Raw genomic sequence first — 12,568 nt, 5'->3', positions numbered from 1 at the left:
GGCGCGCATCCATCTTTCAATCCGTACCCCTGGAGCCACCATGAGTCAGATGATGCAGATGTACCGCCAGGCCGGCCCCGCGCAGTTCAGCGCCATGATCGGCCAGGTCGCCCCCTACTTTGCCAGCATCGCGCCGACCTTCGTCGAGCTGCGCCCCGGCTATGCCGAAGTGACCTTCGCCAAGCGCCGCGAGGTGCTCAATCATATAGGCAGCGTGCACGCCATTGCGCTGTGCAACGCCGCCGAGCTGGCCGCGGGCACCATGACCGACGTGTCCATTCCCGCCGGGCGCCGCTGGATTCCCCGCGGCATGAGCGTGGAATACCTGGCCAAGGCCGACGGCGACGTGCGCGCGGTGGCCGACGGCAGCGGCGTGGACTGGAACGCCGAGGGCGACCTCAAGGTACCGGTGCTGGCCTACGTCGGCGACAAGCCGGTGTTCCGCGCCGAAATCACCATGTACGTCAGCCAGGCCTGACCTTCCCCGAACGGACTCCGGAGCCAGCAGCCATGATTACCCCGCAACCCCGCGAACTCGACAACGGCCAGGGCCAGCGCCTGGCCAGCCACTGGTACCGGCCGCCGGGCGAGATGCTCGGCGCCGCGCTGATCGTCCCGGCCATGGGCGTCGAGCAGCGCTTCTACGGCGCCTTCGCCAACTGGCTGGCCGAACGCGGCTACCTGGTCGTCACCTTCGACTACCAGGGCATGGGCCAGTCGCGCAACGGCCCGCTGCGGCAGGTGAAGGCGAACGTCGTCGACTGGGGCCGCCACGATTGCAGCGCCGTGCTCGCGGCGGTGGCCGAGGCCGCGGGGGACAAGCCGCTGTACTGGATCGGCCACAGCCTGGGCGGGCAGATCCTGCCCTTCGTCGATGGCCGCGCGCGCATCACCCGGGCCTTCAGCATCGCCAGCGGCAGCGGCTACTGGCGCGACAACACGGCCGGCCTGCGCGGCCGCGCCTGGCTGCTCTGGCACTTCATCGCGCCCACCGTCACGCCGCTGCTGGGCTACTTCCCCGGGCGCCGCCTGGGCATCGTCGGCGACCTGCCGCGCGGGGTGATCGAGCAGTGGCGGCGCTGGTGCCTGCACCCGCAGTACGCCCTGGGCGAAGGCGAGCAGATGCGCATCCGCTATTCGGCGGTGCACACGCCCATCGTTTCGCTGTCCTTCACCGACGACGAGATGATGTCCCAGCGCAGCACCGAGGCGCTGCTGGGCTTCTACCGCAGCGCGCCCAAGGTGAGCCGGCGCATCGCCCCGGAACAACTGGGGGTGAAGCGCATCGGCCACTTCGGCTTCTTCCGCGAGCAGTTCGCCGACACGCTGTGGGAGGGCTACCTGCTGCCGGAGCTGGGCTGAGCGCCCGGCCCCGGCACGGCGCCTCAGTCGAGGTTGACCAGCAGGCGGCCGACCAGCTTGCCGGCGAGGATCTGGTGGATGGCGGTGGGCAGGTCGTCGAGGCGAATCTCGCGGACCAGCTCCTCCAGGCGCGGCAGCTTCCACTGCAGCGAGAGCTTGTCCCACATCGAGGCCTTGACCACCAGCGGCAGCTCCACCGAGTCCACGCCCAGCAGGTTCACCCCGCGCAGGATGAACGGCAGCACCGTGGCCTTGAACCCGGCGCCGGCGGTCAGCCCGCAGCAGGCCACGCTGCCGCCGTACTGCAGCGACTTGACCACGTTGAACAGGATGTCGCCGCCGACTGTGTCTACGGCGCCGGCCCACTGCTCCTTGAGCAGCGGCTTGTCGACGCCATCGGCGACGGTGGCGCGGTCGATGATCTGCCGCGCGCCCAGGCCGTTGAGGAACTCGGCCTGCTCCAGCTTGCCGGTGGAGGCCGCCACGCTGTAGCCCAGCTGGGCCAGCAGCATCACCGCGATGCTGCCGACGCCGCCGCTGGCGCCGGTGACCAGCACCGGGCCGGCCGCCGGGGTCACCCCGGCCTGCTCCAGCTTGTCGACGCACAGCGCCGCGGTGAGGCCGGCGGTGCCGAGGATCATCGCCTCGCGCAGGCTCAGGCCCTGCGGGCGCTTGATCACCCAGGCGGCCGGCACGCGGATGTACTGGCCGAAGCCGCCCGGGGTGTTCATCCCCAGGTCGTAGCCGGTGACTATCACCTCGTCGCCGGCGACGAACTCGCCCACCGAGGACTCCTCCACCACCCCGGCGGCATCGATGCCGGGGGTGTGCGGGTACTTGCGGGTCACGCCACGGTTGCCGCTGGCCGACAACGCATCCTTGTAGTTCAGCGACGAATACCGCACCCGGATCAGCACCTCGCCGGCCGGCAGCTGGCTGGTGTCGCGCTCGACCACCTGCTGCTCGTAGATGCCATGCGGGGACTCGGTGACCCAGAGGGCCTTGAATGCACTCATCACGCTCTCCTTCTGCAAAGCCTGCCGCGCGGGCGCCCCTGCGCCCGCGCCGGAATCATTGCCAGTAACGGCTGCGCCCCAGGCGCTCCCACCAGCTCAGCAGCACGCGGTCGATCACCGTGCTGGCGCCCACGCCCAGGCGCTCCTGGACGCTCTTCTTCTGCACGTACTGCAAGTGGTAGACGTCCGCCTCGCGGGCGCGTTCGGCCAGGTACTCGTCGCTGGTCTTCAGCTCGTCCACCAGCTTGCGCCCCAGCGCCGCCTGGCCCAGCCAGACCTCGCCGGTGGCGATCTCCTCGATGGCCAGCTTGGGCCGGTAGTGGGCGACGAAGCCCTTGAACAGCTCGTGGGTGGACTCCAGGTCCTCCTGGAATTTCTCGCGGCCCTTCTCGGTGTTCTCGCCGAACACCGTCAGGGTGCGCTTGTACTCGCCGGCGGTGAGCACCTCGAAGTCGATGTCGTGCCGCTTCAGCAGGCGGTGCACGTTGGGCAGCTGCGCCACCACGCCGATGGAACCGAGGATGGCGAAGGGCGCGGAGAGGATGCGCTCGCCGATGCAGGCCATCATGTAGCCGCCGCTGGCGGCGATCTTGTCGACGCACACGGTCAGCGGCACGCCGGCCTGGCGGATGCGCGCCAGCTGCGAGGCGGCCAGGCCGTAGCTGTGGACCATGCCGCCGCCGCTCTCCAGGCGCAGCACCACCTCGTCCTTGGGCGTGGCCAGGCTGAGCAGCGCGGTGACCTCGTTGCGCAGGTGCTCGGTGGCCGAGGCCTTGATGTCGCCGTCGAAGTCCAGCACGTAGACGCGGCTCTTCTGGCCGCCGGCCTTCTTCGCCTGCTTGGCGGCCTTGTGCTCGGACTTGCGCAGGGCCTTGAGCTTGTCCTTGTCGAGCACGCTGCCCTGCAGGCGCTCGCGCAGGTCCTTGTAGAAGTCGTTGAGTTTGCGCACTTCCAGATGGCCCGAGCTGCGCCGCCCGCGGCCGCGCAGGGCGGCGACCACCACCAGCACGACCAGCACCGCCACCAGCACGGTCAAGGTCCTGGCCAGGAAACCCGCGTAATCCAGAAGAAACTCCACACTTCCCCCTATTCACCTGTGCCCCGCCCGCCGACCGGGCCGGGGAATCCCGCAAGCATACCCAGCCCGCCGGGCCGCAGCCAGCGCTGGCGAACGCCTTCATCAGCGCCGGGAATGCCATTCAAACAAGCGTATGTTTTTTCGTTGACAGCCCAGGGCCTTCCCCATAACCTCGCCGGAACTTTCCCCCTGCCGAGGTCCGTGCGTGGGCAGCATCTATCTGATTCGACATGGCCAGGCTTCGTTCGGTGCCGACGACTACGACGTGCTCTCGGCGACCGGCGTGCGCCAGGCCCAGGTCCTGGGCGAGCACCTGGCGGGCCTGGGCCTGCGCCTGGACCGCTGCCTGGCCGGCGACCTGCAGCGCCAGCGCCACACCGCCGACGAGGCCCTGGGGCGCATGCGCGAAGCCGGGCTGGACGTGCCGGCGCTGGAGATCGACGCCGCCTTCAACGAGTTCGAGGCCGACGCGGTGATCCGCGCCCACCTCGACGACCTGCTCCAGCACGAGCCCCAGGCCCTGCACATCATGCGCAACGCGGCGCAGCACCGCGCCGAGTTCCAGCGCCTGTTCTCCTACGTGATCGCCCGCTGGGTCGGCGGCGAGCACCCCAAGGAAGGCCTGGTCAGCTGGCAGGAATTCCTCGACACCGTGCACGACGGCCTGCAGCGCCTGCTGCGCCAGGCCAGCGGCAAGGACAACGTCGCCGTGTTCACCTCCGGCGGGACCATCACCGCCGTGCTCCAGCAGATCGTCGGCATACCGCCGATCAAGGCCTTCGAGCTGAACTGGCAGATCGTCAACACTTCCCTCAGCCGCCTGAAGTTCCGCGGCGACGAAGTGTCCCTGGCTTCCTTCAACAGTCACGTGCACCTGGAACTGTTGAGGGCGCCGGAACTCATCACCTATCGATGAGCCCGGCCCATTGCGCCCGACGGGCGCGCGAGAAAACCTAGAAAAGGGATAGAACCATGAGCGTTGCTGACATCGTCTCCACCATGAAGAGCAAATTCAACGCTGGCGCCGCCGCCGGCCTGGACCTGGTCTTCCAGTTCAACATCGAGGACGGCGACAACCACTACCTGGTGGTCAAGGACGGTACCTGCGAAGTCGTGCAGGGCGATGCGCCGAACCCCAACGTCACCCTGATCATGGACAGCGAGACCCTCAAGGGCATCACCAGCGGCGAAACCGACGGCATGCAGGCCTTCATGGCCGGCAAGCTGCGCGCCGAAGGCGACATGATGCTGGCCATGAAGCTGGGCGAGCTGTTCCCGGTCTGATCCCGGAGCACTACCCGCCAGCACGAGAAAACCGGAGTCCCGCGGCTCCGGTTTTTTTTCGTCCGCGCCGCTCTAACCAGGCGGATCAGGCAGCCTGATCGGGCTCCAACACGCTCGCCAATAACGCCCCGCGGCGCTTGTGGGGGTAGGAAGCGAGCATTAGATTAGCCAATTATCTCGGGACACCATTATTGCCCTGCATGATGGGCCCCGGGCGCCGCTGCCCCGGCAGCTACCGACTACAAGAAAGGGATAAGCATGTCGCTGACTGACCAGTCCACCCGCATCCGCCAAGGCGAAGAGCTCGACGCCGCGGCCATCGATCCCTACCTGAAGGCCCACATCCCCGGCCTGCAGGGCGAGCCGAAGATCAGCCAGTTCCCTGGCGGCGCCTCCAACCTGACCTACCTGCTGGAGTACCCCAGCCACGAGCTGGTGCTGCGCCGCCCGCCGTTCGGCCGCAAGGCCAAGTCGGCCCACGACATGGGCCGCGAGTACCGCATCCTCAACCAGCTCAACGCCGGCTTCCCGTACTGCCCGAAGGCCTACGTGCACTGCACCGACGAATCGGTGATCGGCGCCGAGTTCTACGTGATGGAGCGCGTCAACGGCATCATCCTGCGCGCCGACCTGCCGCCGGAGCTGACCCTCGACGAGCAGCAGGCCAACACCCTGTGCAAGAACTTCATCGACCGCTTCGTGGAACTGCACAATGTCGACTACCAGGCCTGCGGCCTGGGCGACCTGGGCAAGCCCGAGGGCTACGTGCAGCGCCAGATCGAAGGCTGGAGCGACCGCTACGAGAAGGCCCTGACCCCCGACGCGCCGAGCTGGGAACCGGTCAAGGCCTGGCTGCGCGAGAAGATGCCGGCCGACCACCCCAAGCCGGGCATCGTGCACAACGACTACCGCTTCGACAACGTCATCCTCGACCCGAAAGACCCGATGCGCATCATCGGCGTGCTGGACTGGGAGCTGACCACCATCGGCGACCCGCTGATGGACCTGGGCAACACCCTCGCCTACTGGATCGAAGCCGACGACCCGGCCCCGGTGCAACTCATGCGCCGCCAGCCGAGCCACCTGCCCGGCATGCTCACCCGCCAGCAGTTCGCCGACTACTACGCCGAGCGCGCAGGCCTGCCGCCCATCGACAACCTCGACTTCTACTACACCTACGGCCTGTTCCGCCTGGCCGGCATCGTGCAGCAGATCTACTACCGCTACTTCCACGGCCAGACCCAGGACAAACGCTTCGCCCAGTTCATCCACATGAACAAGCTGCTGGAGCAGATGAGCCTGCAGGTCATCGACAAGTCCCGGCTGTAACGCCGATCACAACAAGGGGAACCCCATGTCCAAGACCCACCTGTTCGACCTCGACGGCAAGATCGCCTTCGTCTCCGGCGCCAGCCGCGGCATCGGCGAGGCCATCGCCAGGCTGCTGGCCCAGCAGGGCGCCCACGTGATCGTCTCCAGCCGCAAGATCGAGGGCTGCCAGGCAGTGGCCGACGCCATCATCGCCGAAGGCGGCAAGGCCACCGCCATCGCCTGCCACATCGGCGAGATGGAGCAGATCCAGAGCGTCTTCGCGCAGATCCGCGAGCAGTTCGGCCGCCTGGACATCCTGGTCAACAACGCCGCCACCAACCCGCAGTTCTGCAACGTGCTGGACACCGACCTCTCCGCCTTCCAGAAGACCGTGGACGTGAACATCCGCGGCTACTACTTCATGTCCATCGAAGGCGGCAAGCTGATGAAGGAAAACGGCGGCGGCAGCATCATCAACGTCGCCTCGATCAACGGCGTGTCCCCCGGCGAGTTCCAGGGCATCTACTCGGTGACCAAGGCCGCGGTGATCAGCATGACCAAGGTCTTCGCCAAGGAATGCGCGCAGTTCGGCATCCGCTGCAACGCCCTGCTGCCGGGCCTGACCGACACCAAGTTCGCCTCGGCCCTGGTGAAGAACGACGCCATCCGCAACGTCGCCCTGCAGCGCATCCCGCTCAAGCGCGTGGCCGAGCCCAGCGAAATGGCCGGCGCGGTGCTGTACCTGGCCAGCAACGCCTCCAGCTACACCACCGGCGTGGCGCTGAACGTGGACGGCGGGTTCCTCGCCTGATCGCGAAAGCGCAATGAACAAGGGAGCCTTCGGGCTCCCTTTTTCGTTGGGTGATCCATCGATGCACGCCTCCCCGCAACCTGTAGGAGCGCGCCCTGCCCGCGATTCGCGCGCAGGGCGCGCTCCTACATGGAACGGCGCGGGTGGGGCAGCGTAGGAGCGGATCTCATCCGCGAATCGCGCCGGAACCTCCGGCCATCGCGGACAGAGTCCTACGAGGGAATGCCGTGCCATCCGACGACCTGTAGGAGCGGGCCCTGCCCGCGATTTCACGCGCAGGGCGCGCTCCTACATGGAACGGCGCGGGTGGGGCGGCGTAGGAGCGGATCTCATCCGCGAATCACACCGGAACCTCCGGCCATCGCGGACAAAGTCCGCCCCTACGAGGGAATGCCGTGCCATCCGACGACCTGTAGGAGCGGGCCCTGCCCGCGATTTCACGCGCAGGGCGCGCTCCTACATGGAACGGCGCGGGTGGGGCAGCGTAGGAGCGGATCTCATCCGCGAATCGCGCCGGAACCTCCGGCCATCGCGGACAAAGTCCGCTCTTACAATCATGCATCCCTGGAACCGTAGGGCGGATAACCGTTCGCGGTTATCCGCCGTTGGCCGGGGCACCGGTGCACGGTAATGATGGCGGATAACGCCGTAGGCGTTATGCGCCCTACGGGTGTTCGTGCCAAGGAAGAGTCCAGTGCGGCCGGTGGGTTCAATCGCGCGCAGGGCGCGCTCCTACAGGGGGAATGGCGTAGGTGGACGGCGTGCCTACCGCCACTCCCGCAGCGCCTGCTGCGCCGCCGCGTTGACCGGCTCCGCCGCCAGGCCCGCGGGGCCGAAGCTGATGCTGTAGACCGCCTGGTCCGCCATGGGCAGGAAGTTCACCCGCGCCGCCAGTGGGCGGAAGGTCAGCAGGTCGTGCTGGCCGTCGCGCAGCCAGCGCCACAGGTCGAAGCCGTAGGGGCTCTCGGCCAGGGATTGCTGGCGCGCCTGGCCCTGCTGCTCGATGGCCAGGTAGCGGCCGCCCAGGCCCTGCAGGCGGTAGCCGGGGTCGAGCCCGATCAGCGCGGCCAGGCCGCGCCACTGCATGATGCGCACGTCCAGCTGCCAGAGGTCGCCGCCCAGCTCGACGCGGCGTTCGCGGTCGCCCTCGAGGATCTTCACCTCGTAGCGCTGCGGCGCCAGGCGCTGGAAGCTCAGGGTCGCCAGCGGCCGCTCGGCGGGCAGCGCGTCGTAGCTGCGCAGGTCCCAGGCCGCCAGGCCCAGCGCCAGCGCCGCGGCGACGAAGGCCAGGCCGGCGCAGCCGCGCAGCCAGCCGAGGAACCAGTGGCGGTCGAAGAGGATGCGTGCGGCGACCAGCAGCGCCAGCAGGGCGATCAGCGCGAACGTCCAGGCCAGGCCGTCGTACTGCATTGAATCAGTTCCTTGCGCGTAGAATTGCCGGCATTATGCGCACCCCTCGACGCGACGGCCAGCCGTGGCGTCGCAGCCTTGAACCCAGGTCGTACTTTTCATGCCCTTCGCCATCCCTTTCGAGCTCACCGTAGACCCGCTCACCCTGCTGATCCTCGCCGTCGTGGCCTTCCTCGCCGGCTTCATCGACGCCATCGCCGGCGGCGGCGGCCTGCTGACCATCCCCGCCCTGCTCACCGCGGGCGTGCCGCCGCACCTGGCCCTGGGCACCAACAAGCTGAGCTCCACCTTCGGCTCCGCCACCGCCAGCTACACCTTCTACAAGCGCAAGCTGTTCCACCCCGAGCGCTGGCGCAACGGCCTGCTGGCCACCGCCATAGGCGCGGCCATCGGCGCCTGGGCCGCGCACCTGCTGCCGGCGGAATGGCTGAACCGCATGCTGCCGGTGGTGGTGTTCTCCTGCGGGTTGTACATGCTCTTCGGCGGCACGCCCAGGGCGCCGCTGGACGCCGACGCCCCGGTGGGTCGCAAGCGCCAGTGGCCGCAAGGCCTGGGCCTGGGCTTCTACGACGGCGTGGCCGGCCCCGGCACCGGCGCCTTCTGGACCGTCAGCAGCCTGCTGATGTACCCCCTGGACCTGGTCCGCGCCAGCGGCGTGGCGCGCACCATGAACTTCGTCAGCAACATAGTGGCGCTGGCGGTGTTCGTCGCTTCCGGCCAGGTGGTCTGGCTGCTCGGGCTGTGCATGGGCAGCGCGCTGATGGTCGGCGCCTACCTGGGTGCGCGCACCGCCATCGGCGGCGGCGCGAAATTCATCCGCCCGGTGTTCATCCTGGTGGTGCTGGCGCTGACCGCGCGCCTGGTCTGGCAGCACTGGTTCAGCGCGGCTTGAAGCGCGGGGAAAACGCCGGGCGTCAGTAGCCGCCGCCCGGCAGGATGGGATCGGGCCGCCCGGCGCGGCGCGCCAGCCAGCTCTCGATCAGGTAGCGGGCGATGGAACGCCCGGCCGGCAGGCGCGGCAGCGAGTCGTAGGGGAACCACTGGGCGTCTTCGATCTCGTCCGGCTGGCAGACGATCTCGCCGCTGACGTATTCGGCGTGGAAACCGAGCATCAGCGAATGCGGGAAGGGCCAGTTCTGGCTGCCCAGGTAGCGGATGTCGCCGACCTGCAGCCCCACTTCTTCCTTCACCTCGCGGGCCACGCAGTGCTCCACCGACTCGCCCGGCTCGACGAAGCCGGCCAGGGTGCTGTACATGCCCGGCACGAAGCGCGGCGAGCGCGCCAGCAGCAATTCGTCACCGCGGGTGACCAGCACTATCATGCTCGGCGACAGCAGCGGGTAGCGCTGGATGTCGCAGGCGTCGCAGCGCATGGCGCGCTCGCGCGGCACGGCGCGCATGGGCTGGCCGCAGCCGCCGCAGAAACGGTTCTCGCGGGCCCAGGTGCCGACCTGGCTGGCGAAGCCGAGCATGGCGAACTGGTCTTCCTCGGCCTCGAGCATGACGTGGCGCAGGCCGATCCAGCTGCAGCCCTCGACGCTGGCCGGCGCGTCCAGCTCCAGCAGGTACACGGCGTCGCCGTCGAAGTGGCCGACGCCCTGCTCGGAGAGCACCGGCAGGTCCTGGCGCTTGAGCCAGTCGCGGGGGAAGAGCACGCCATTGGCATCGCCGAGGAACTGCTGGCGACAGTGGGCCAGGGCCCAGCCCCCTTCTCCGCCGGGTCGAGCCAGGCGGACTCCCAACGTCCGGTACGCATCAGGCAGCCACCTCCAGGCCGAGGGCGCGCACGCTCTCGCTGGCCACGTCCAGCACGTCGGGCTGGCCTTCGGGACGCAGCACGGCGCCTCCCTCCAGGTAGTATTCGAGGCCGGTCAGGGCATCGGCCAGGGTTTCCAGCATCTGCTCGGACGGCATCTGCGTGGTTTCGATCATCTGCCGCTGGATGTAGTCGGCGCAAGCCCCGACCAGCCGGGCGGCGCGCTCCTGGCCGAGGAACCAGAGCCCGCCGCGCACCGCCTGCAGGCTGCCGGGGACGTTGGCCAGGTGCAGCTTGTCGCCGTTGGATTCCAGGTAGGCGGTGATCGCCCGCTTGGCCAGGGCCAGGCCGCCCTGGGCCTCGTCGATGACCACGATGCGCGCCTCGGCCAGCTGGTGCACGGCGAAGGATTCGGCGGTCGGCTCCAGGTCGGTGATGGCGGGAGCGGCCATGCGCTCGCCACGCTCCAGGCTGCCGACCAGGCTTTCCACGTAGAGCAGCGCGTCGGCCAGGGCATTCAGCGCCGCCGGCGACTCCACCGCCCCCTTGGCCACCCAGGCGGAGACCACCGAGACCTGCCCCTGCAGCACGTTGGCCGCGGAGTTCAGGCCGACCATGCCGAGGGTCTTGGCCAGCTTGCCCAGCTGGGTGTGCAGGGTGCCCAGGGCGTCGGCCGGGGACACGCCGCGCTCGATCAGGTCGAGCTGGTCCTTGACCGTGGTGAGTTCCTCGCGGATGGCCGCCGACAGCGAGCGCATCACCGCCTGGCCGGGGCCGGACAGGCGTTGCGACTCGTCTTCCAGCAGGTGGTCGGTGAACGGCAGCGGCGCCAGGCCGAACACCTCGCGCAGCTCGCTGGCGCGCGGGCCGCGGGTGTCGGCCAGGGCGGTGAGGTAGAGCAGTTCCTTGAGCAGCTGGCGCGGCGCCTCGTAGTTGGGGTTGGCCAGCAGTTGCTTGAGCTCGCGGTCCAGGCGCGAGAACAGCTGCTTGCGCGCCTTGCGCGGCAGCATCTGCGCATCCGCCAGGGCTTCCAGGGCGCCGGCGCCTATCCAGCACAGGCGGCTGCGCGGGCCGTAGCCGAGCAGCGCGTCCAGGCGCGCCAGGGCGCGGCCCATCAGCTTGAGGCCGGCGTAGTGGTCCTGTTCGCGCACCAGCGCGAGCAGGCCCACCTGGTACATGTGCCGCAGGCGGCGGACCTCCTGGGCGCGGTCGGCCACCGCCGGCACCGCGCGGGGCGCCGCCGGGCGCGGCAGGTCCAGGCGCGCGCTGAAGAAGAAGCTCTCCGGCAGCACCGGCTGGCCGGCGGCCAGGCGCACGTCGTTGATCGCCGGCAGCAGCAGCTCGGGAATCTCCTGGCGGTTGGCCTCCAGGTTCTCCAGGTAGCGGCGCAGCACGTACAGGGCATTGCCCAGCGCGGCCAGCTGGCCGTCGCGCTCCTCGCCGACACCGGTGGGGATGTCGGTGGCCAGCTGCAGGGCTTCCTGGGCCAGCAACTCGGCGCCGGCCAGTTCAATCAGGTTGAGGGTGCCGCGGATCTGCGCCAGGCATTCGACCGCATGTTGCAGCAGGCTGCCGTTCTGGCGCTCGGCGATGAACTGCTCGAGGTTCTGCTCGGCCTGCTCCATGGTGGCGAAGAGCTCGTCGCGCACCAGACTGAGGGAGGTGGCTCCAGTGACCATCGGGCTAGCGCGCCTCCTGCGCGAGGTGGGTACGGGGCATCAGTCGGCGAACTCCGGCTGCTGCTTGCTCATGTGCGCGGCCATGGCCTTCTGCAGGTCGGCCGATTGCAGCATGGCGGCGTTCCAGGTGGCGATGTACTCCAGGCCGTCCTCGACGCGGTGGTCGCGGGCGTAGCGGATCATCTCCTTGGTGCCGCGGATGGCGATCGGCGACTTGCCGGCGATCTGCCGCGCCAGTTCGAACACGCCGTCCAGCAGCGCCGCGCTGTCGGCGTAGCTGCGGTTGACCAGGCCGATGCGCTCGGCCTCGGCGGCGTCGACCATGCGCCCGGTGTAGGCCAGCTCGCGCATGATGCCGTCGCCGATCAGCCGCGGCAGGCGCTGCAGGGTGCCGACGTCGGCGGCCATGCCCATGTCGATTTCCTTGATGGAGAACTGCGCGTCCGCGCTGCAGTAGCGCATGTCGCAGGCCGAGATCAGGTCGATGGCGCCGCCCAGGCAGTAGCCCTGCACGGCGGCGATCACCGGCTTGCTGCAGGCGTCGATGGCGTTGAACGAGGCCTGCAGCTCGAGGATCTTGCGGCGCAGGGCGCGGGCGTTGCGGCCGACGTCCTTGCCCAGTTGGCTGCCGGCCTGGGCCAGCAGCATCAGGTCGATGCCGGCGGAGAAGTGCTTGCCGGCGCCGGACACGACCACTACGCGGACTTCATCCGTTTCGTCGGCCCAGCGGAAGATTTCGACGATCTCGCGCCAGAAATCGGCGTTCATCGCGTTGACCTTTTCCGGGCGATTGATGATCACATGGGCGATCCTGTCGGCCAGTTCGACGCGGAATGCTTTGTACTCGGTCACGGGGGAAAC

The 12,568-nt window shown here is 68.8% G+C and carries 12 protein-coding genes and 1 pseudogene; 7 read left to right on the top strand and 6 right to left on the bottom strand.

What is annotated here, in order from left to right:
* The first annotated feature begins 40 nt into the window (after window positions 1–40).
* A complete protein-coding gene (locus PKO50_RS11205; protein ID WP_109933021.1) occupies window positions 41–478 on the top strand; it encodes a hotdog fold domain-containing protein in 438 nt (145 codons plus the stop codon).
* A gap of 32 nt (window positions 479–510) precedes the next feature.
* Window positions 511–1,362 carry an alpha/beta fold hydrolase gene (locus PKO50_RS11200; protein ID WP_109933022.1) on the top strand — a complete coding sequence of 284 codons (852 nt, stop codon included), beginning with the start codon at window positions 511–513 and terminating at the stop codon, window positions 1,360–1,362.
* A gap of 23 nt (window positions 1,363–1,385) precedes the next feature.
* Here the strand turns inward: PKO50_RS11200 and PKO50_RS11195 are convergent, their stop codons facing one another.
* Window positions 1,386–2,378: a YhdH/YhfP family quinone oxidoreductase gene (locus PKO50_RS11195; RefSeq protein ID WP_109933023.1), complete on the bottom strand. Its 993-nt coding sequence runs from the start codon at window positions 2,376–2,378 to the stop codon at window positions 1,386–1,388.
* Between the two features lie 55 nt (window positions 2,379–2,433).
* Entirely contained in the window at window positions 2,434–3,456 is a 1,023-nt protein-coding gene (sohB, locus tag PKO50_RS11190) for a protease SohB (RefSeq protein ID WP_109933024.1), read from the bottom strand.
* Between the two features lie 205 nt (window positions 3,457–3,661).
* Here sohB and PKO50_RS11185 point away from each other — a divergent pair, with 205 nt between their 5' ends.
* From PKO50_RS11185 to PKO50_RS11170, 4 genes are all read left to right on the top strand, one after another.
* Window positions 3,662–4,372, top strand: a complete 711-nt coding sequence (locus PKO50_RS11185; protein WP_109933025.1) for a histidine phosphatase family protein — start codon at window positions 3,662–3,664, stop codon at window positions 4,370–4,372.
* Window positions 4,373–4,428: 56 nt separating this feature from the next.
* A complete protein-coding gene (locus tag PKO50_RS11180; protein WP_009619228.1) occupies window positions 4,429–4,740 on the top strand; it encodes an SCP2 sterol-binding domain-containing protein in 312 nt (103 codons plus the stop codon).
* A gap of 258 nt (window positions 4,741–4,998) precedes the next feature.
* Complete coding sequence (locus PKO50_RS11175; protein WP_109933026.1) at window positions 4,999–6,069, top strand: phosphotransferase family protein; 1,071 nt, start codon at window positions 4,999–5,001, stop codon at window positions 6,067–6,069.
* A gap of 25 nt (window positions 6,070–6,094) precedes the next feature.
* The gene (locus tag PKO50_RS11170; RefSeq protein WP_109933027.1) at window positions 6,095–6,862 is read left to right on the top strand and encodes an SDR family oxidoreductase; all 768 of its coding nucleotides are present in this window, start codon (window positions 6,095–6,097) and stop codon (window positions 6,860–6,862) included.
* 765 nt (window positions 6,863–7,627) lie between these two features.
* Here PKO50_RS11170 and PKO50_RS11165 read toward each other — a convergent pair.
* Window positions 7,628–8,272 carry a hypothetical protein gene (locus PKO50_RS11165; protein ID WP_109933028.1) on the bottom strand — a complete coding sequence of 215 codons (645 nt, stop codon included), beginning with the start codon at window positions 8,270–8,272 and terminating at the stop codon, window positions 7,628–7,630.
* A gap of 112 nt (window positions 8,273–8,384) precedes the next feature.
* On the opposite strand from PKO50_RS11165, the gene PKO50_RS11160 reads away from it, so the two are divergent.
* On the top strand, window positions 8,385–9,164 hold the full coding sequence (locus PKO50_RS11160; protein ID WP_275630464.1) for a TSUP family transporter: 780 nt from the start codon (window positions 8,385–8,387) through the stop codon (window positions 9,162–9,164).
* 22 nt (window positions 9,165–9,186) lie between these two features.
* Here the strand turns inward: PKO50_RS11160 and nudC are convergent.
* The 3 genes and pseudogenes from nudC to PKO50_RS11145 all read right to left on the bottom strand — a co-directional run bounded on the left by nudC (window position 9,187) and on the right by PKO50_RS11145 (window position 12,559).
* A pseudogene (gene nudC / locus PKO50_RS11155) lies at window positions 9,187–10,028 on the bottom strand (NAD(+) diphosphatase).
* A complete protein-coding gene (locus PKO50_RS11150) occupies window positions 10,028–11,707 on the bottom strand; it encodes a ferrous iron transporter B (protein WP_109933030.1) in 1,680 nt (559 codons plus the stop codon). The pseudogene nudC and the gene PKO50_RS11150 overlap by 1 nt, the downstream one beginning before the upstream one ends.
* A gap of 39 nt (window positions 11,708–11,746) precedes the next feature.
* Window positions 11,747–12,559 carry a crotonase/enoyl-CoA hydratase family protein gene (locus PKO50_RS11145; protein WP_109933031.1) on the bottom strand — a complete coding sequence of 271 codons (813 nt, stop codon included), beginning with the start codon at window positions 12,557–12,559 and terminating at the stop codon, window positions 11,747–11,749.
* Window positions 12,560–12,568: the final 9 nt, after the last annotated feature.

It is taken from the genome of Pseudomonas sp. 273, assembly GCF_029201425.1.
GTDB classification, from domain to species: Bacteria; Pseudomonadota; Gammaproteobacteria; order Pseudomonadales; family Pseudomonadaceae; genus Pseudomonas; species Pseudomonas delhiensis.
This window is presented reverse-complemented; position numbering and strand designations above follow the sequence as displayed.

Excerpts from the sequence above, each read along its gene's own strand:
- PKO50_RS11205 (WP_109933021.1), top strand. The coding sequence starts at position 41 with ATGAGTCAGATGATGCAGATGTACCGCCAGGCCGGCCCCGCGCAGTTC.
- PKO50_RS11200 (WP_109933022.1), top strand. The coding sequence starts at position 511 with ATGATTACCCCGCAACCCCGCGAACTCGACAACGGCCAGGGCCAGCGC.
- PKO50_RS11195 (WP_109933023.1), bottom strand. The coding sequence starts at position 2,378 with ATGAGTGCATTCAAGGCCCTCTGGGTCACCGAGTCCCCGCATGGCATC.
- PKO50_RS11180 (WP_009619228.1), top strand. The coding sequence starts at position 4,429 with ATGAGCGTTGCTGACATCGTCTCCACCATGAAGAGCAAATTCAACGCT.
- PKO50_RS11175 (WP_109933026.1), top strand. The coding sequence starts at position 4,999 with ATGTCGCTGACTGACCAGTCCACCCGCATCCGCCAAGGCGAAGAGCTC.
- PKO50_RS11170 (WP_109933027.1), top strand. The coding sequence starts at position 6,095 with ATGTCCAAGACCCACCTGTTCGACCTCGACGGCAAGATCGCCTTCGTC.
- PKO50_RS11165 (WP_109933028.1), bottom strand. The coding sequence starts at position 8,272 with ATGCAGTACGACGGCCTGGCCTGGACGTTCGCGCTGATCGCCCTGCTG.
- PKO50_RS11150 (WP_109933030.1), bottom strand. The coding sequence starts at position 11,707 with ATGGTCACTGGAGCCACCTCCCTCAGTCTGGTGCGCGACGAGCTCTTC.